This is a genomic window from Streptomyces thermovulgaris (assembly GCF_002155915.1).
Classification (GTDB): domain Bacteria; phylum Actinomycetota; class Actinomycetes; order Streptomycetales; family Streptomycetaceae; genus Streptomyces; species Streptomyces thermovulgaris.
Genome location: NZ_MUME01000009.1, coordinates 1 through 18,091, shown reverse-complemented (window position 1 = coordinate 18,091; position 18,091 = coordinate 1). Strand labels below are relative to the sequence as shown.

Below are 18,091 nucleotides of genomic sequence, written 5' to 3'. Positions count from 1 at the left end.
TCGTTGACCCGACATCCGATGCACGACGGGGCTCCCCGCCCCCGGACAACCAATGGAGGACTCGTGGGAGTCAGCCTCAGCAAGGGCGGCAACGTATCGCTGACGAAGGAGGCCCCGGGCCTGACCGCGGTCCTCGTCGGCCTGGGCTGGGACGCCCGCACCACGACGGGCGCCGACTTCGACCTCGACGCCAGTGCGCTGCTGCTGAACAGCTCCGGCAAGGTCGTCAGCGACCAGCACTTCGTCTTCTTCAACAACCTCAAGAGCCCCGACGGCTCGGTCGAGCACACCGGTGACAACCTCACCGGTGAGGGCGAGGGCGACGACGAGGTGATCAAGGTGAACCTCGCTGCCGTCCCGGCCGACGTCGAGAAGATCGTCTTCCCGGTGTCGATCTACGACGCCGAGAACCGCCAGCAGTCCTTCGGACAGGTCCGCAACGCCTACATCCGCGTGGTGAACCAGGCGGGCGGTGCGGAGATCGCCCGCTACGACCTGAGCGAGGACGCCTCCACCGAGACCGCCATGATCTTCGGCGAGCTCTACCGCCACGGCGCGGAGTGGAAGTTCCGCGCCATCGGCCAGGGCTACGCCTCGGGTCTGCGCGGCATCGCCCAGGACTTCGGTGTGAACGTCTGAGCACGGGTCCGGACCACCGGAAATCCCGATCGCGATCCCGTACATCCGGCGCCGCGCGTTTCAGCGCGGCGCCGGACGTGCAGGACAACCACACCGGCACCGTCACGGGGAGGATCCGCACATGGGCGTCACGCTCGCCAAGGGGGGCAATGTCTCCCTCTCCAAGGCCGCACCCAACCTGACCCATGTCATGGTGGGGCTCGGCTGGGACGCGCGCTCCACCACCGGAGCACCCTTCGACCTCGATGCCAGCGCCCTGCTGTGCGCCGGCAACAACCGGGTGCTGGGCGACGAGTGGTTCGTCTTCTACAACAATCTCAGGAGCCCGGACGGGTCGGTGGAGCACACCGGTGACAATCTCACCGGTGAGGGCGAGGGCGACGACGAGGTGATCCTCGTGGACCTCGGCAAGGTGCCGCCGCAGTGCGAAAAGATCGTTTTTCCCGTCTCGATCCACCTGGCCGACGAGCGGGGCCAGTCCTTCGGCCAGGTCTCCAATGCCTTCATCCGGGTCGTCAACCAGACCGACGGCCAGGAACTCGCCCGCTACGACCTGAGCGAGGACGCCTCCACCGAGACCGCCATGATCTTCGGCGAGCTCTACCGCTACCGGGGCGAATGGAAGTTCCGGGCCGTGGGACAGGGGTACGCGTCGGGGCTGCGGGGAATCGCTCTAGACTTCGGAGTCAATGTTTCGTGAAGCCGTAGTGCGGCGCGGGGGAGACCCGTACACGTACGGATTGGGTAACCAGTGGTTCTGAAAACCTTCGGGTGGTCGTTCGCGGTCACCGCGCTCGGCCTGGTCGCCGCGTTCTTCTACGGGGGATGGGTCGCCTTCGGCGTCGTGGCGATCCTGTCCGTCCTCGAGATCTCGCTGTCCTTCGACAACGCGGTCGTCAACGCCGGGATCCTGAAGAAGATGAATGCCTTCTGGCAGAAGATCTTCCTCACGATCGGCATTCTCATCGCGGTCTTCGGCATGCGGCTGGTCTTCCCGGTCGTGATCGTCGCCGTCAGCGCCGGCATGGGGCCCCTCGAGGCCGTCGATCTCGCGCTCACCGACAAGGACCGCTACCAGGAGCTGGTGACCGACGCCCATCCGGCGATCGCCGCCTTCGGCGGCATGTTCCTGTTGATGATCTTCCTGGACTTCATCTTCGAGGACCGGGAGATCAAGTGGCTGCACTGGATCGAGCGGCCGCTGGCCAAGCTGGGCAAGGTCGACATGCTGTCGGCCTGCATCGCCCTGGTGGTCCTGCTGATCAGCTCCTTCACCGTCGCCACCCAGGCCCACCAGCACGGCGGCGGTCACGCCGACAAGACGGAGACGGTGCTGATCGCCGGTGTCGCCGGCCTGATCACGTACATGGTCGTCGGCGGTCTTTCCGGCTACTTCGAGAACAAGCTCGAGGAAGAGGAGGAGCGCGAGCACGAGGCGGAGGAGGAGGCCGCGCGCACCGGCAGGAAACGTTCGGCCGTGGCCCTGGCCGGCAAGGCCGCGTTCTTCCTGTTCCTCTACCTGGAGGTCCTGGACGCGTCGTTCTCCTTCGACGGCGTGATCGGCGCCTTCGCCATCACCAACGACATCATCATGATGGCCCTCGGCCTGGGCATCGGCGCCATGTACGTCCGTTCGCTCACGGTCTACCTGGTCCGCCAGGGCACCCTCGACGAGTACGTCTACCTGGAGCACGGGGCGCACTACGCGATCGGCGCGCTGGCCGTGATCCTCATGATCACCATTCAGTACCAGATCCACGAGATCATCACCGGCCTGATCGGCGTGGTGCTGATCGCCTGGTCCTTCTGGTCCTCCGTGCGCCGCAACCGCGCGCTGGCGGCGGCCGAGGAGGCGGCGGGCCCGGGCGAGAAGGCCGCGGTCTCGTCGCAGGCGTGACCGCCGGGGGTGTGACGGCCCCCGCGGTGAGGAACGCTTCTGGGCGGGGCGGTCCGACGTGGACGACGGCGTCGTGAGCCGGGTCCTCGGGGCCGCCCCGCCGACGTATGCGCGTGGACGGGGCCGATGAGCGGCCCCAGGGGGTGGTTACGGGACATGGGGCTCTTCGACGGCCTGCTGGGGGGCCGCGCGAACCAGTTCGACTCGGGCAACGCGGCGACCACCGCGATCGAGCTGACCAAACGGCGTTCCCGGATCTCACTGACCAAGCAGGGCGCGGCCACCGGGCATCTGCGCATCAACCTGTCCTGGCGGATGCGGACCTCCGACATCGGCGGCCCCGCCCGCCAGAGCCTGCTGCGGCACCCCCTCAAGGCGCTCAAGCCGCCGGAGGTGCTCGGGCACGGCCAGAGCATGGTCGACGTCGACCTCGACCTCGGCTGCATGTACGAGCTGGCCGACGGCACCAAGGGGGTCGTGCAGCCCCTCGGCAACTTCCTGGGCGACGTGAACGCACCGCCGTACGTCAAGCTCAGCGGCGACGACCGGTTCGGATCGGGGTCGGGTGAGACCCTCTACATCAACCTCGACCAGTGGGACGCCATCAAGCGGCTGCTGGTCTTCGTCTACATCTACGACCAGACCCCGGCCTTCGACCGCACCCAGGCGGTCGTCACGCTGTACCCGAGCAGCGGCCCCCGGATCGAGATCGGCCTGGACGAGCGCCAGCCGCAGGCCCGGTCCTGCGCGGTCGTGCTCCTCGAGAACGTCAAGGGCGAGGTGATCGTCCACCGCGAGGTGAGGTTCGTCTACGGCTTCCAGTCGGAGCTGGACCACCTCTACGGCTGGGGGCTCCAGTGGGGCAGGGCCTACAAGTCCAGGACCGGCCGGTGACGCCCCGGCCGCGGGCGGACGCGTCCGCCCCTGCCCCTCGGGGCAGGGGCGCCCCGGGCGGGCGCCCCCTCACCGTCCGATGAACTGCGGCCCCTGCGGCGGCAGCCGGAACTCCGGGTCGGGCACGGGCGGATACCCGTACCCGGCCGCCGGGGCCGGCGGCGCCGGAGGGTAGCCGTAGGCCGGCTGACTGGTCGGGTACGGGTACCCGTACCCCGCCGCGGGAGCCGCCGGAACCCCCACCGCGGGCACCGGGGCCGTGGGAGCCGAGGGAGGAGCCGTCGGGGGCGGCGGCGGAGCCGTGGGCGGCGTCGCCGGGGCCGCCGGTGCCGCCGTGGGCGGCGGAGCCACGGTCGCCGTCGGGGCCGCCGGTGCGGGCTGCTCGGGAGGCAGCGGCTGCGAGGCCGGCTGCGCCTCCTCCGACTCGTCCACCGAGATGCCGAAGTCGGTCGCAAGGCCCTTCAGGCCGTCGGTGTAGCCCTCACCGAGTGCCCGGAACTTCCAGCCGTCCCCCCGCCGGTACAGCTCGCCGCAGATCAACGCGGTCTCCTGACCGGTCTCCGGCTTGACGTCGAAATACGCCAGCGGCTCGCCCTCGGGGACCGCCGCGTCGTACAGCAGGATGCGCAGGGCGTGTACGCGGTCGAAGGTGACGCCGTCCGCCGAGGCGACCAGCAGGATCCGGTTGACCTCCGGATCGACGCCGGTGAGATCGGTCTGGATGCTGTCCGTCAGACCGTCGGCGACCCGCTTCTTGCCGAGCCGCCACACCGCCCCGGAGGGATGCCGGGGCTGGTTGTAGAAGACGAAGTCCTCGTCGGAGCGCACCCGGTCGTCGGGACCCAGGAGCAGTGCCGAGGCGTCCACGTCCGGGAGCTCCTGCCCGGGCGCCCAGCGCACCACGGCCCGTACCGTGCCGGCCTCCACCGGGACGTTCGACCCCTTCAGCATCGCGTGCGTCATGCGGCCATCCTGCCTTCTCCGTCCTGATCACGACAACGCGGGCCACGTACACAAGGGGGCAACGGGAAGTTCACCCCAGGTAGGAACCGTAGACGCGGGATCGTACGTACTATTATCGGCCACCTTTGACAGTTTTCTTTCGCAGACCATCGATATCGCAACGGGGAGCCACATGCGTCATTTCGGGCATCTTGCCCCTGAGGTGCGGCGGCGCCTTTTCCATCAGGAACCGTGCGAGTTCACCGCAGACTCCCCGGCCCGGCTGCTCTCCGCGGCCCTGGGCGGCACGCTCTACAGCCCGGCCACCCGGCCGCGGCTGGCCCAGGACATCGTCAAGCAGGCCGGACGCGGTGTGGTCTCGATGGTGCTGTGCCTGGAGGACTCGATCGACGACGCGGAGGTGGAGTGCGGCGAGGAGAACCTGATCCGGCAGCTCACCGCGCTGGCCGGGGAGCCCGCCGGTGACCTTCCCCTGCTGTTCGTCCGGGTCCGCTTCCCCGAGCAGATACCGGACCTGGTGCGGCGGCTCGGCCCCGCGGTGCGGCTGCTGTCCGGGTTCGTCCTGCCGAAGTTCACCGGGGAGCGGGGCCTGCCGTTCCTGGAGGCGCTGGAGGCCGCCGAGGCGGCGAGCGGACGGCGGCTGTTCGCGATGCCGGTCCTGGAGTCGCCCGAGCTGCTGTACCGGGAGTCGCGGGTGGAGACCCTGGAGGGGATCTTCCGCGTGGTCGACAAGTACCGGGACCGGGTGCTCGCGCTGCGTCTCGGCGTGACGGACTTCTGCTCCTCCTACGGGCTGCGCAGGGCCCCCGACATGACGGCCTACGACGTCCAGGTCGTCGCCTCCGTGATCGCCGACGTGGTGAACATGCTGGGGCGGGCCGACGGCACCGGCTTCACGGTGACCGGGCCGGTGTGGGAGTACTTCCGGACACAGGAGCGCATGTTCAAGCCGCAGCTGCGGCAGAGCCCCTTCCTGGAGGTGCGGGCGGCCGATCTGCGCGCGAAGCTGATCGAGCACGCGATGGACGGGCTGCTGCGGGAGATCTCCCTGGACCACGCCAACGGACTGCTCGGCAAGACCTGCATCCATCCCTCCCACACCCTGCCGGTGCACGCGCTGTCGGTGGTCAGCCACGAGGAGTTCAGCGACGCGGTGGACATCCTGCGGCCGGAGCGCTGCGGCGGGGGCGTGCTGAGATCGGCGTACACGAACAAGATGAACGAGGTGAAGCCGCACCGCGCATGGGCCGAGCGGACCCTGCTGCGCGCCGAGGTCTTCGGCGTCGCCCGGGAGGACGTCGGCTTCGTGGAACTGCTCGCCGCCGCCATTCCCGACTGACCGCACCGCTCACCGCGAGGGCTCGCACAAGGAACGCATGAACACGCCAGTGAACGACGGGGTCTGGTCCGGCACCTGGGTCGCCGAGCGGCTCGGGGTCGAACTCGTGGGCGACGACGGGCTGACGGACCTGCTGGGACTCGCCCTGCGCCGCAACCCCAAGCGGGCGCATCTGCTGGTGTCCCACGTGCTGGGCAAGCACGTGCCGCAGTCGCCGTCGGTGGTGTACGACCACGGGCTCGTCCTCGGCCGGCGGATACGGGACCTGCTGGGCCGCGAGGAGGCGGAGAGAGCCGTGGTCCTCGGCTACGCGGAGACCGCGACCGGACTCGGCCACGCGGTCGCCGACGGCCTGGGCACCGCGCCGTACCTCCACTCCACGCGCCGCCCCGTCCCCGGCATCGCCCCGGCGGGCGGCTTCGAGGAGTCCCACTCGCACGCCACCTCCCACCTCCTGCTGCCCGAGGACCCGGGCCTGCTGGCCTCCCCCGGGCCGCTGGTCCTGGTGGACGACGAGTTCTCCACCGGCAACACGGTCCTGAACACCATCCGCGCCCTGCACGCCCGCCATCCGCGGCGGCGGTACGTCGTGGCCGCCCTGGTCGACATGCGCGCCCCCTCCGACGCCGCCCGCCTGGACGCCTTCGCCCGGGAGATCGGCGCCCGCGTCGACCTGATCGCCACCGCCTCGGGCACGGTCCGTCTTCCGGCGGACGTCCTGGAGAGGGGCCGGCGACTGGTCGCCCGCCACGAGGCCGGAGCGGCCGAGGAACGTCCGGGGAAGGCCGCCGGGCCGCGCGGTGCCGCCGAGGCGCCGAAGGAGCGCGCCCGGGGCCGGGTCGGCCGGGTCGAGCTGGGCTGGCCGCGGGGGCTTCCGGACGGAGGGCGGCACGGTTTCACGCCCGCTCACCGGCAGCGGCTGGAGCAGGCGCTGCCCGCCATGGCCGCCCGGGTGGCCGAGGCGCTGCCCGACGGGGCGCGGCGGGTGCTGGTGCTCGGGTTCGAGGAGCTGATGTACGCACCGCTCAGGCTGGCCCGGGAGCTCGAGCGGACCGTGGCGGCCGAGGTGCGCTACTCCTCCACCACCCGCTCGCCCGTGCTGGCCGTGGACGACCCCGGCTACGCGATCCGCACCCGGCTGGTCTTCGACGCGCACGACGACCCGGCCGACGGCCCCGGCGAGCGCTACGCCTACAACGTGGCCGGCGGCGGCTTCGACACCGTGGTCGCCGTCGTCGACTCCGTGGCCGACACCCCCGAACTGCACGCGCCCACCGGTCTGCTGGCCCGGCTCGCCGCGCACGTCCCGCACGTCCTGCTCGCGGTCGTGCCCTCGTACGTCCCCGAAAGGTCAAGGTCCTCGATGCTGCCCGAGCCCCTCCGCGGCCCCGCCTTCTCCTCGTACGCGCCCGACGAGGTCGGCTGGCTGCTGCAGGACCTGTCGGACGTGGCGCTGGAGGCGCCGACCGAGGAACGCGAGGAGGCGATCCAGAGCGGCGGCGCGCACTACGCGGAGTCGCTGCCGGTGGAGTACCAGCCGAGCGAGCGGTACCAGGAGCTGTTCCACGCGGCCCTGAAGACCTCCGCCGTGCGGATCGCCCAGGCCGTCGGCGTGGTCACCGAGACGGTCCTCGCCGAGCGGACGCCGAGGCCCGTCCTCGTCTCGCTCGCCCGCGCCGGCACACCGATCGGGGTGCTGATGCGCCGCTGGGCCCGGTTCCGGCACGGCCTGGACCTGCCGCACTACGCGGTGTCGATCGTGCGCGGCCGCGGCATCGACGCCAATGCGCTGCGCTGGCTGGCCGCCCACCACGACCCGGCCGACGTCGTCTTCGTCGACGGCTGGACCGGCAAGGGCGCCATCACACGCGAACTCACCCAGGCGATAAGTGAGTTCGAGGAGAAGGAGGGCATCGTCGGGTTCGACCCGGAGATCGCGGTGCTGGCCGACCCCGGCTCGTGCGTGCGCACCTACGGCACCCGGGAGGACTTCCTCATCCCCTCCGCCTGCCTCAACTCCACCGTCTCCGGCCTGGTCTCACGGACCGTCCTGCGCGCGGACCTGGTCGGCCCGCACGACTACCACGGCGCGAAGTTCTACCGCGAGCTCGCCGGCTCCGACGTCTCGAACCTCTTCCTCGACACCGTCTCCTCCCGCTTCGCCGAGGTCGCCGACGCCGTCGACACCGCCTCCAAGGAGCTGCTGTCCGCCGACCGCACCCCCACCTGGGCGGGCTGGGCGGCCGTCGAGCGGATCAGCGAGGAGTACGGCATCCACGACGTGAACCTCGTCAAGCCGGGCGTCGGCGAGACCACGCGCGTGCTGCTGCGCCGTGTCCCGTGGAAGGTCCTGGCACGGGCCGACGCGGGCCCCGACCTGGACCATGTGCGCCTGCTGGCCGAGCAGAGAGGGGTCCCGGTCGAGGAGGTCGACGAACTGCCGTACCGCTGCGTGGGGCTGATCCACCCCCGCTACACCCGCGGGGCGACCGGCGCCGACGGCAGGGCGGTGAGCCGCTGATGCCGGTGCTGGTGGCGAGCGACCTGGACCGTACGCTCATCTACTCCTCCGCCGCCCTGGCGCTGTCCTCGCCGGACGCCTCCCCGCCCGCGCGGCAGGAGCCCCCGCCGCGGCTGCTGTGCGTGGAGACGTACGAGGGCGAGCCGCTGTCCTACATGACCGAGACGGCGGCCCGGCTGCTGGCCGAACTCGCCCGGACCGCGGTCTTCGTGCCGGCCACGACCCGCACCCCCGAGCAGTATCTGCGCGTCGAGCTGCCGGGCCCGGCGCCGGCGTACGTCGTCTGTGCCAACGGCGGGCATCTGCTGGTGGACGGCGTCCCGGACGCCGACTGGCACCGGCAGGTCACCGGCCGGCTGGCCGTGGAGTGCGCTCCGCTCGCCGAGGTGCGGGAGCATCTGCTGCGGACCGCCGACCCGGCCTGGGTGCGCAAGCACCGTGTCGCCGAGGACCTGTTCGTCTACCTCGTCGTCGAACGCGAACTGCTGCCCCACGGCTGGGTGAAGGAGCTCACCGCATGGGCGGGGAGCCGCGGCTGGACGGTCTCCCTGCAGGGCCGCAAGCTCTATGTCGTGCCGGGGCCGCTCACCAAGGGCGCGGCGGTGCGCGAGGTGGCCCGTCGCACCGGCGCCGGCCTCGTCCTCGGGGCCGGTGACTCGCTGCTGGACGCCGAGCTGCTGCTGGCCGTGGACCGCGGCTGGCGGCCCGGTCACGGCGAACTGGCCGACACCGGATGGACGGCCCCCGGGGTCGTCGCCCTGCCCGAACGCGGTGTGCTCGCCGGGGAGAGGATCGCCCGTGAGTTCCTCGGGGCGGTACGAAAGGCCCGGTAGGCGGATGCCGTCGGGCCCGCCCCGGCAGGTTCGGCCTGTCCGGAGCGGGCCCGCGCCGAAGACGTCAGCCGCAGCAGCCCCCGCCGCAGCACCCGCCGCCGCCCGAGCCGGTCCGCGGTGCGGACGACGGCGCGGCGGCCGAGCCGCCCACGGCGACCGTGGACAGCAGCTTGACGGTGTCCTCGTGACCGGCGGGGCAGGTCGCCGGGGCGGACGACTCCGCCATCGGACGGCTCAGTTCGAAGGTGTCGCCGCAGCTCCGGCAGCGGTACTCGTAACGAGGCATGTGTCCAGATTAACGGGAGTGACCGGATGCACAGGACTCCGTGTTTCTTATGTCTGGGTTTCTGTCCGGATCTTGTGCGGAGGAATTGAAAAGACGGCTGATAATTTTGTAGTGCCGCGAGGGCCGCGTGGCGGCTGTGGACCACGGGGGATGGCAGCCGCGACTGCGGTAGCTGTGCCGACCCGCGCGAGCAACACGGAGTGCGGAGGGAGACGCGGTCGTGACCAGGGCAGGGCAGGGGGAAGGCCTTCCGGAGGAAGGTCGCCGTGCGGACGAGACCATGCAGCTGAAGGTCGACTCCCTCCGGAAACAGAATGCGGCCGCGCAGAAGGGGACCGGCGCAGCGCATCAATCGGGCGAGGCCGCTTCCTCCGAGGCTTCCTCGGCGGCGGGCGCACCGCGCAAGCCGGACGAAACCATGCAATTGAAGGTCGACGCCCTGCGCGCATCGGACAAAAAGGCGCGGGCAAAGGCCGACACGGCGCGCGCGGCGGACGAAACCATGCAGCTGAAGGTCGACGCTCTCCGAGAACGGAGCGCGGCCGGCCGGCAGGCGCACGAGACCATGCAGTTGCGCGCCCTTTCACCCGAATCGGCCGTCCCGTCCGGTTCAGCCGATTCGACTGATTCGGATGATTCCGTCAATTCCGCCGCCTCGACGGAATCGGTGGAATCGGCGGAACCGGCGGAACCGGCGGAATCAGCGGAATCGGGCAGCCCGAGAAGAGCGTCCTCCCGGCGCGCCGCCCGTCGCAAGCCGCGCGCCCGCTCCCCGCTCGCCGAGCGTCTGGCCCCCCTCGTCGCGGCGGTCGCGCCGTACGCCCGCAGGCTCAAGCCCGCCTATCCGCGTCCGGACCGCGTGGGCTGGCGCCGCTGGCTGCCCTCCGGGCGCCAGTGGCTCGGTGCCGTGCTCTCGGCCTTCGGCCTGTCCACCGTCTTCTTCGCCGTCGCCTACGCCGCGACCGACGTCCCCCAGAACCTGAACAGCTACGCCACTCAGCAGGACAACGTCTACTTCTGGGCCGACGGCACCCCCATGGCCCGTACCGGCTGGGTGCAGCGGCAGGCCATGCCGCTGGAGGACATACCCGAGGACGTCCGCTGGGCGGTGCTCGCGGCCGAGAACGAGAGCTTCTACACCGACCCCGGCATCTCCTTCAAGGGCATCACCCGGGCCGTGTGGCGCACGCTCGGCAGGGGGGACACCCAGGGCGGCTCCACCATCACCCAGCAGTACGTCAAGAACGTCTACCTGTCGCAGGACCGGACCCTCGGCCGCAAGTTCACCGAGGCGATGATCGCGCTCAAGCTGGACAACCAGATGAGCAAGGACAAGATCCTCGAGGGCTACCTCAACACCAGCTGGTTCGGCCGCGGCACCTACGGCATCCAGCGCGCCGCCCAGGCCTACTACGGCAAGGAGGTCGACGACCTGAACGCGAGCGAGGCCGCCTTCCTCGCCTCCCTGCTCAAGGGGGCCGGCCTGTACGACCCCACCCTCAGCAAGGCCAACCACGACCGCGCGGTGGAGCGCTGGAGCTGGATCCTCGACCGCATGGTCAAGATCGGCAAGCTGTCGAAGGCCGAGCGCGCCAAGTACCGGACCTTCCCCGAGCCGCTCGAGCGCAACCCGCTCTACGCCACCGGCAAGCAGAGCGACTACCTGGTCGAACTGGCCGCCCAGTACGCCAAGAAGGCCGCGCACATCTCCGACAAGGACTTCGACCTGGGCGGCTACCAGATCTACACGACCTTCGACCGCGCGCTGGAGGACAAGCTCACCAAGGCGGTCACCAAGGCCCGCAAGAAGGCGCAGAAGACCGCCCCCGGTCCGGCCAGGACCGTGCACTACGGCGCCGCGTCCGTCGCCGCCGACGGCCGGATCCTCGCCGTCTACGGCGGTCCCGACCACCGCAAACAGGGCTTCAACGAGTCCAATGCCACCACCGTGCCCGCCGGTTCGGCCTTCCAGCCGTTCGTCTACGCGGCCGGGCTCGAGCACGGCGTGATCAAGCAGCGCGACGTCCCCCGGCAGCCGGTCACCCCGCAGACCGTCTACAACGGCGACGACGACATCCCCGTCACCACTCCCGAGGGCCCCTACTGGGACCGCAGCGGCCGCAAGGTGACCTCCCGCAACGACGACGGCAAGTCCTGGGGGCAGATCACGCTGCGCAAGGCCCTCGCGAACTCCGTCAACACCCCGTTCATGCAGCTCGGCATGGACACCGGCCTGGACAAGGTGAAGCAGACCGCCCAGGCGGCCGGACTGCTTCCCTCCAGCCTGGGCCCGCAGGTGCCCTCCCTGTCCACGGGCACCTCCACCACTCCGAGCGCGATCCGCATGGCCAACGGCTACGCCACCTTCGCCGCCCGCGGCATGCACACCGAGCCGTACTCGGTGCGCCGGATCACCCGCAACGGCGCCACCGTGAAGCTCGACGCCCCGGCCACGCGGCGTGCGATGCGCACGGAGGTGGCCGACGAGGTCACCCAGGCGCTCGGCGACGCCTTCCGCACCGCCCACCCCACCGCGGCACCCGCCGCGGACTCGGTGGTGGGCAAGATCGGCACCACCCAGGACGACACCGCCGCCTGGTACGTCGGTACCGTCGAGTCGGTGTCCACGGCCGTCGTGGTCTACCGCATGGACCTGGCCAAGAGCCTCGAACCGCTGCCCCTGAAGGGGCTCGCCGGAACGCGCGAGGACAGTGTTCCGTACACCATCTGGGCCGAGGCCGTGGGGCCGCTCGGCTGATCCCGGCTCCCCGGCCGCTCCCGCCCACCGAACCTCACTCGCAGAATGAGCCGCTCATGAAGTCAACCGGTCGACGTCGCAAGGCCAGTGCACGCCGTCGCAGCATTCGTCCCGAGTTCGTGACCCTGGCCGCCCTGCTGGTGGTCGCCTCGGTGGTGGCGGGCTCCCTGGCGCTGACCCGCTCCGACTCCGCCGAGCCGATCGCGTCCACCGGTGCCCAGCACGGCTCCAGGTCCGGCTCGGACTCCAAGGGAGCCTCGGGCCGGTCCGATCAGGAACCCGAGTGGGACGGCAAGGTCCGCATCATCGGGGACGGCTCCACCTCCTACACCGGGCCGCAGAAGGGCCGGCTGAAGCCCGAGCCGCTCAAGCCCGGGGAGAAGCCGCCCCAGTTCGTCGTCTTCTCCTGGGACGGCGCCCTGGAGGGCAGCGATCAGCTGTTCTCGCACTACCGGCAGCTGGCCAAGCAGTACAACGCCCACATGACCTTCTTCCTCACGGGCATCTACCTGCTGCCCAAGGAGAAGAAGCACCTCTACGACCCGCCGAAGTACCCGCGGGGCGCCGCGGCGATCGACTACCCCACCGAGCACCACATACGCACCACCCTGGAGCAGCTCCGCAAGGCCTACGAGGACGGCCACGAGATCGGCACCCACTTCAACGGCCACTTCTGCGGCCCCAAGGGCGGCGGCGACTGGAGCGTGGAGGAGTGGAAGCAGGAGATCGACCAGTTCTTCTCCCTCGTGGAGAAATGGAAGACCAACACCGGTTTCACCGACATCCCGCCGCTGCCCTTCGACATCCGCAAGGAGGTCGTCGGCGGACGCGCGCCCTGCCTGGAGGGACAGCCCAACCTGCTGAAGGCCGCCAAGGACTACAACTGGCGCTACGACGCCAGTTCGCCCGGTGACTTCCAGATCTGGCCGACGAAGAAGAACGGCATCTGGGACTTCCCGCTGCAGATGCTTCCGTACGAGAACGGCAAGTACCAGGGCCTGTCCATGGACTTCAACTTCCTCTACAACCAGTCGGACGGGGACACCAAGGGCGATCCGGCCAAGTACCCGCAGTGGGAGGAGGAGACCGTCAACACCTACATGGCCGGCTTCAACCGGGTCTACTACGGCAGCCGGGCCCCGCTGTTCATCGGCAACCACTTCGAGCAGTGGAACGGCGGTATCTATATGAAGGCCGTGGACCGGGTCGTTCAGAGCGTATGCACCAAAAAGGACGTCAAGTGCGTGTCCTTCAAGGAGCTCGCCGACTGGCTGGACGTCCAGAAGCCCGAGAACCTGCAGCGGCTGCGCTCGCTCGACCCGGCCCAGTCGCCCGACTGGTCGACGGTGATCAAGTGACGCCCCGGCGGGCCAATCCCTGACAGGACAAAGAGTCTTGTACTACCCCCTTCACAAGGGCCACACACGCCATGCGAAGATGCGGTCGCCCGGTAGATGTACCGGCGTAGAGGGGAACATCATTGAAATCAAGAAGACTGAGCCATAAACGGCGTCGCGTCGCCATAGTCTCGGCCGCTGCCGCTTCTGTGGTCGCCGGTGTGGCGCTGGTGCCCAGCTGGAGCGCGGGCGCCGCCATCACCGACGACCCCACGGTGGACGCGGCCACCAGGGCCACCTTCCAGAAGCTGGCCACCGCGGTGCTGACCGACCGCACGCAGGCGCTGGTGGACGGCAAGGACGGGGACAAGGACCGCCGCCGGACGTCCGGCTTCTCCGGCAAGGTCCGGCTGTCCGACGCGCAGTCGCGCGAGGAGAGCTCCGCTCTGTCCGAGCTGCGCGGACGCAAGGCCCGGCTCGCCAGGCTGGGGGAGAAGTACAGCTCGGCCAAGACCAGCGTCAAGCTGAACGCCACGCAGGTGAAGGGCCGCACCGCCAAGGTCTCCGTCACCGAGACCACGACCCTGACGTACCGCAAGATCCGCGGCAACGAGCCGAAGACCACCGGCTTCCAGGCCCACCACGAGCTGACGTTCAAGGCCGACCGCAAGGGCAACTGGCAGCTGACCGACATCCGCAACACCGACGACGGTGTGGCGGTCAACCAGATCGAGCCCCCGCCCGTCGTCCCGGAGCCCACCGCGGTTCCGACGACCTCGGCGCCGGCTCCGTCCACCTCGGCTCCGGCTCCGTCGACCACGGCGCCGGCCCCGTCCACCTCGGCTCCGGCTCCGTCGACCACGGCGCCGGCCCCGTCCACCTCGGCTCCGGCTCCGTCGACCACGGCGACCACGCCCAACAGCGGCAACCCGCCGGCGGCGCCCCGTGCGGCCATCACCCCGAACCCGCCCGCCGCGCCGAAGAACTTCTCCGCCTCCGGCTACGACTACAAGGCCATGGTGGACTACGCGACGAAGCACTGGAACAACTACAACCCCGAGTACCCGAGCTTCGACGGGGCGGGTGCCGGCGGTGACTGCACCAACTTCGTCAGCCAGGCCCTGAAGGCGGGCGGCTGGAAGCACGTTCCGGGCTACGTGTACGACTACACCAAGTGGTTCGGCAACTCCGAGATCCAGTCGCACTCGTTCATCGGGGTCAACGAGTTCTCCTGGTTCGCCCTGCACTCCGGTCGGGTCAGCAGCCTCGACAACGTCTACCAGATGGACCTCGGCGACGTGCTGCAGATGGACTTCAACCGGGACGGGGCCAAGGACCACACGATGATCGTCACGTACCGCAGTCCGCAGGGCGTGCCGTATCTGTCGTACCACTCGACCAACACCTACAACCGGTCGGTGGCGAGCATCATCGCGTCGTACCCGAACGCGTACTACTACGCCTACCGCACCTGAGCGGTGGCGTCCGCCGCACCTGAGCGGCGGCGCGGACACCCCGTGGGAGCGGGGAGCCGGTCCTCAGCGGCCGGCTCCCCGCTCCTCGCGTATCAGGGCGACCACATCGGCGACCGTCCGCCGGATCGCCTCGGTCTCCGTCAGGAAGTGCCAGTAGTCCGGGTGGTGGCCGGTCAGCGTGGCGGCCGCGCGCTCCAGCCGGGCCACCGACGCGTCCAGCGGGCCGGCGTGCCGCGGGTCCGGCGTCGTACGGCCCGCCATGGCCAGCCGCTGCGCGTCCCGGATCGCGAACCGGGTCCTCTCGATCTCCGCCTGCGGATCCTTCCGCACCTCGTTCAGCCGCCGCAGCCGGTCCCCGACGGCCGAGACCGCCTCGTCGGCGCTGTTCAGCAGCGCCCGTACCGTCGACAGCAGCGCGGTCGCGTCCGGCCAGCGCTGCTCCTCCCGTGCGGCCTGTGCCTCCTTCAGCCGCAGCTCCGCCTGCCGGACATGGTCGGCGGCCTGCTCCGGCACCCGTTGCAGGTCCTGCCAGCAGGCGAGCGCGAACCGCCGCCGCAACTCGCTGAGCTGCGGCTCCACCTGTTCGGTGCGGGTGTGCAGCGCCTGGGCGCGGGTGCGCAGCGACACCAGCCGGCGGTCGATCTCGGCGGCCCTCTCCGGCAGCCGTGCGGCCTCCGCCCGGATCGCCTCCGCCTCCCGTGTGACCCGCTCGGCGCGCTCCAGCGTCTGCCGCACACCGTGCTGTCCCGCGCCCTGGTTCAGCTTGGTCAGGTCGGGGGAGAGCGCGGCGAGCCGGGCGGCCAGGTCGTCCGCCCTGAGCCCCGAGGCCCGCGCACCGTCCAGTGCGGCGGCCGCGGCGCCCAGGGCCTGCCGGGCGCGCTCCACCGCGGGGGCCACCCGGGCCAGCTGGGTCTCGGCCTTGTCGAGCAGCGGGCCGAGACTGCGGGCAAATCGATCCAGCTCCCGCTTGACGTCGCACAGTTCGTCCTTGGCGGCCGTCAGGGCGATGCGCGCCCGGTCGGCGGTGGAGGCGTCCAGGTCGTCCCGGTCCAGGTCCTGCGCGTCGACCGCCTGGATGTAGCGGTGACTGGCCTCGTCGACACGCCGGCTGAGCGCCTCGAAGCCGGCGACCGCGCGGCGGGCGGCGGGGGAGTCGTCGACGGCCGTGATCGTCTCGACGGAGATCCGCAGGTCCCGCTGGGCGGTGTCCAGCTCGTAGAAGGCGGCTGCGGCGGCGTCCTTGGCGGCCTGCGCCTGGGCCCGCTGGGTCTCGGCCCGCCCGCCGAACCAGCGCCGGGTCCCGCCGCCGGCGAAGACGGCGGGCAGCGCGAACGCGGCGAGCACGGGCAGGCCCGTCAGGAGGAGGACGTCGTGCGCGGCCCGGAGGGTGCGCGCGGCCCGGACGGGGACGAAGCGGGAGGGTTCGCAGGCCGGACGGGTGCCCCGGGGCCGTGCAGGCGGCGAGTGCGGCTGTGCGGGTGTCGCCGGTGTCGCCGTCACATCCCTCTCCCGTGCTGTGATCGCGGTCCCTGGGACCATTGTCCCATTCACGGACCGCGGGCACAGGGGGCGGTCAGCCCGTCGTACGAACCGTGATCCTTCCGTTGCTGGTGGTCGCGGACACCGTGTGGGGGCTGGAGTCGTCGCGCGGCACGGAGACGTCCACGGGGCCGTTGTCGCTCCTCGTCGTCACCCGGTACGCGGCGCGCGGCAGCGTGATGCCGACGGAGCCGTTCTCGGAGGTCGCGCCCACCTTGTCCGGTACGGCGTCCAGGCGCAGGCGGACCGCCCCGTTCAGGGTGCCGGCCCGCACCCGCCGCGAGGACACCTCCGCCCGCACCGAGCCGTTGTCGGAGTGCAGCTCCAGGGGACCGCTGGTGTCGGTGACGTGCACGGAGCCGTTGCGCGTCCGGATGTCCAGCGCGTCCTTGAACCCGCGGGCCCGCACCCGGCCGTTCTCGTCCTCGACCTTCACGGTGACCCCGTGCGGGACCTCGACGCGGTGCCTGGCGTCGCAGTCGGGGAAGAGCCCGCGGCACCGCACCCGCAGCACCAGCCGGTTGCCGTCCCGCATGTCCCAGGTCGCCCGGGGGTCCTCGCCCAGCAGCACCGACCCCGTGAACCACTGCGTGACCCGGATGCTGCCCGCCTGCTGCGACCCGGCGACGACCTCCAGCGCCGAGTCGTCGGCGTCGATGGTCAGGGTGTGCCCGCGCAGGGCGAAGGAACGGTGTTCGGGGCTCCTGTCCTCCTCCGCGGAGCTGCCGCAGGCGGTGACCGTGGCGAGCAGGACGGCGACGGCACCACCGAGAGCGGCGGCACGGACAGGAACGGTACGGGACATGACGATCTCCATCTCCCCTGGGGTTACGGACGGTGAGCCCCTGCGGCTTCACGACGACCGTACGAGGAAGCGCCGGTCCGCTGAATCCGGAGCACCACCGAGGTCGGGGTGGGGAAAACCCCCGCCCCCGCGGTCTTCTGACACGACGAAAGCCCGGGCCGGCGGGGACACCCGTCGGCCCGGGCTTTCGCTGAGGTTTCCGCACTGGTGGGCGCGGACGGTTTCGAACCGCCGACATCCTGCTTGTAAGGCAGGCGCTCTACCCCTGAGCTACGCACCCGCGGCGAGTCGACAGCCTACCTTGTCGGGGGGAGTGCCGCACAAACCCGTCACGTGCGTCAGGCCTCCTCCTCGCGCCGGGGCTCGTGGACGTGCTTCAGCCGGCTGCGGGCCTTGACGCTGTCCGGGCCGGACAGCTCCGACCAGTAGCGGTGGGTGGTGATGAACACCGCGAGTTCGCGCTCGCGCCGCCGGAGCTTCTCGACCTCGGCCTGTTCGTCGTCGGTCCACCCCGGCGAGGCCGGGCGCTCCACCTTGCGCCAGCCGGCGTCGTCGCTGAACCCGTCCAGCGGCTCGACCGACCAGGGCAGCCGCTTGAGCAGGGCGGACAGTTCGGCTCGGACCTGATGCAACTCCTCCTGAGCGTCCAGGAGGTCACTCGGGAAGTCATAGGACTCAGCCACGGCACAATGCTATGCCTGTTCGAATCCGAGTCGCGACTTGTTGCGATGGGATCATGTGTTCGAAATTCGCTCACTGTGCGTAGCGGGCCGCCGGGGGCGGTCCGCTACGCACAGTGAGCGAA

Annotated in this window: 16 protein-coding genes and 1 tRNA gene; 10 read left to right on the top strand and 7 right to left on the bottom strand. The window is 70.6% G+C overall.

Annotated features, from left to right (window positions below; all coding sequences use genetic code 11):
* The first annotated feature begins 63 nt into the window (after window positions 1-63).
* From CCN35_RS00675 to CCN35_RS00660, 4 genes are all read left to right on the top strand, one after another.
* Window positions 64-639: a TerD family protein gene (locus CCN35_RS00675; RefSeq protein ID WP_086791168.1), complete on the top strand. Its 576-nt coding sequence runs from the start codon at window positions 64-66 to the stop codon at window positions 637-639.
* A 121-nt stretch (window positions 640-760) separates the two neighbouring features.
* The gene (locus CCN35_RS00670; protein WP_086791166.1) at window positions 761-1,339 is read left to right on the top strand and encodes a TerD family protein; all 579 of its coding nucleotides are present in this window, start codon (window positions 761-763) and stop codon (window positions 1,337-1,339) included.
* 51 nt (window positions 1,340-1,390) lie between these two features.
* Window positions 1,391-2,536, top strand: a complete 1,146-nt coding sequence (locus CCN35_RS00665) for a DUF475 domain-containing protein (protein WP_067397428.1) — start codon at window positions 1,391-1,393, stop codon at window positions 2,534-2,536.
* Between the two features lie 156 nt (window positions 2,537-2,692).
* Window positions 2,693-3,430: a TerD family protein gene (locus tag CCN35_RS00660; RefSeq protein WP_067397429.1), complete on the top strand. Its 738-nt coding sequence runs from the start codon at window positions 2,693-2,695 to the stop codon at window positions 3,428-3,430.
* A 69-nt stretch (window positions 3,431-3,499) separates the two neighbouring features.
* Here CCN35_RS00660 and CCN35_RS00655 read toward each other — a convergent pair whose 3' ends face one another.
* The gene (locus CCN35_RS00655; protein ID WP_067397430.1) at window positions 3,500-4,393 is read right to left on the bottom strand and encodes a TerD family protein; all 894 of its coding nucleotides are present in this window, start codon (window positions 4,391-4,393) and stop codon (window positions 3,500-3,502) included.
* Window positions 4,394-4,565: 172 nt separating this feature from the next.
* Between CCN35_RS00655 and CCN35_RS00650 the strand changes: the two genes are divergently transcribed.
* The 3 genes from CCN35_RS00650 to CCN35_RS00640 are packed head-to-tail and all read left to right on the top strand — an operon-like array spanning window position 4,566 to window position 9,086.
* A complete protein-coding gene (locus CCN35_RS00650; protein WP_067397431.1) occupies window positions 4,566-5,732 on the top strand; it encodes an HpcH/HpaI aldolase/citrate lyase family protein in 1,167 nt (388 codons plus the stop codon).
* Window positions 5,733-5,769: 37 nt separating this feature from the next.
* Entirely contained in the window at window positions 5,770-8,253 is a 2,484-nt protein-coding gene (locus CCN35_RS00645) for a phosphoribosyltransferase (RefSeq protein ID WP_086791164.1), read from the top strand.
* Window positions 8,253-9,086, top strand: coding sequence for an HAD family hydrolase (locus tag CCN35_RS00640; RefSeq protein WP_086791162.1), 834 nt, complete (start codon window positions 8,253-8,255; stop codon window positions 9,084-9,086). The genes CCN35_RS00645 and CCN35_RS00640 overlap by 1 nt, the downstream gene beginning before the upstream one ends.
* A gap of 64 nt (window positions 9,087-9,150) precedes the next feature.
* Here the strand turns inward: CCN35_RS00640 and CCN35_RS00635 are convergent, their stop codons facing one another.
* Both CCN35_RS00635 and CCN35_RS29090 read right to left on the bottom strand, forming a co-directional pair.
* Window positions 9,151-9,372 carry an FmdB family zinc ribbon protein gene (locus CCN35_RS00635; RefSeq protein WP_067397434.1) on the bottom strand — a complete coding sequence of 74 codons (222 nt, stop codon included), beginning with the start codon at window positions 9,370-9,372 and terminating at the stop codon, window positions 9,151-9,153.
* 348 nt (window positions 9,373-9,720) lie between these two features.
* Window positions 9,721-9,876 carry a hypothetical protein gene (locus CCN35_RS29090; RefSeq protein ID WP_160161956.1) on the bottom strand — a complete coding sequence of 52 codons (156 nt, stop codon included), beginning with the start codon at window positions 9,874-9,876 and terminating at the stop codon, window positions 9,721-9,723.
* Between CCN35_RS29090 and CCN35_RS00630 the strand changes: the two genes are divergently transcribed.
* From CCN35_RS00630 to CCN35_RS29085, 3 genes are all read left to right on the top strand, one after another.
* Window positions 9,812-12,130 carry a transglycosylase domain-containing protein gene (locus CCN35_RS00630; protein ID WP_425444271.1) on the top strand — a complete coding sequence of 773 codons (2,319 nt, stop codon included), beginning with the start codon at window positions 9,812-9,814 and terminating at the stop codon, window positions 12,128-12,130. The genes CCN35_RS29090 and CCN35_RS00630 overlap by 65 nt on opposite strands.
* A gap of 56 nt (window positions 12,131-12,186) precedes the next feature.
* Window positions 12,187-13,488: a polysaccharide deacetylase family protein gene (locus CCN35_RS00625; protein WP_086791158.1), complete on the top strand. Its 1,302-nt coding sequence runs from the start codon at window positions 12,187-12,189 to the stop codon at window positions 13,486-13,488.
* Window positions 13,489-13,688: 200 nt separating this feature from the next.
* On the top strand, window positions 13,689-14,942 hold the full coding sequence (locus CCN35_RS29085; RefSeq protein WP_067397436.1) for an amidase domain-containing protein: 1,254 nt from the start codon (window positions 13,689-13,691) through the stop codon (window positions 14,940-14,942).
* Window positions 14,943-15,005: 63 nt separating this feature from the next.
* Here the strand turns inward: CCN35_RS29085 and CCN35_RS00615 are convergent, their stop codons facing one another.
* From CCN35_RS00615 to CCN35_RS00600, 4 genes are all read right to left on the bottom strand, one after another.
* Window positions 15,006-16,481, bottom strand: coding sequence for a hypothetical protein (locus CCN35_RS00615; RefSeq protein WP_067397437.1), 1,476 nt, complete (start codon window positions 16,479-16,481; stop codon window positions 15,006-15,008).
* Window positions 16,482-16,515: 34 nt separating this feature from the next.
* Window positions 16,516-17,286: a DUF4097 family beta strand repeat-containing protein gene (locus CCN35_RS00610; protein WP_067397466.1), complete on the bottom strand. Its 771-nt coding sequence runs from the start codon at window positions 17,284-17,286 to the stop codon at window positions 16,516-16,518.
* Between the two features lie 205 nt (window positions 17,287-17,491).
* Window positions 17,492-17,566: transfer RNA gene (locus CCN35_RS00605), tRNA-Val, on the bottom strand.
* A gap of 58 nt (window positions 17,567-17,624) precedes the next feature.
* Window positions 17,625-17,969, bottom strand: a complete 345-nt coding sequence (locus CCN35_RS00600; RefSeq protein WP_067397438.1) for a hypothetical protein — start codon at window positions 17,967-17,969, stop codon at window positions 17,625-17,627.
* Between the last annotated feature and the right edge of the window lie 122 nt (window positions 17,970-18,091).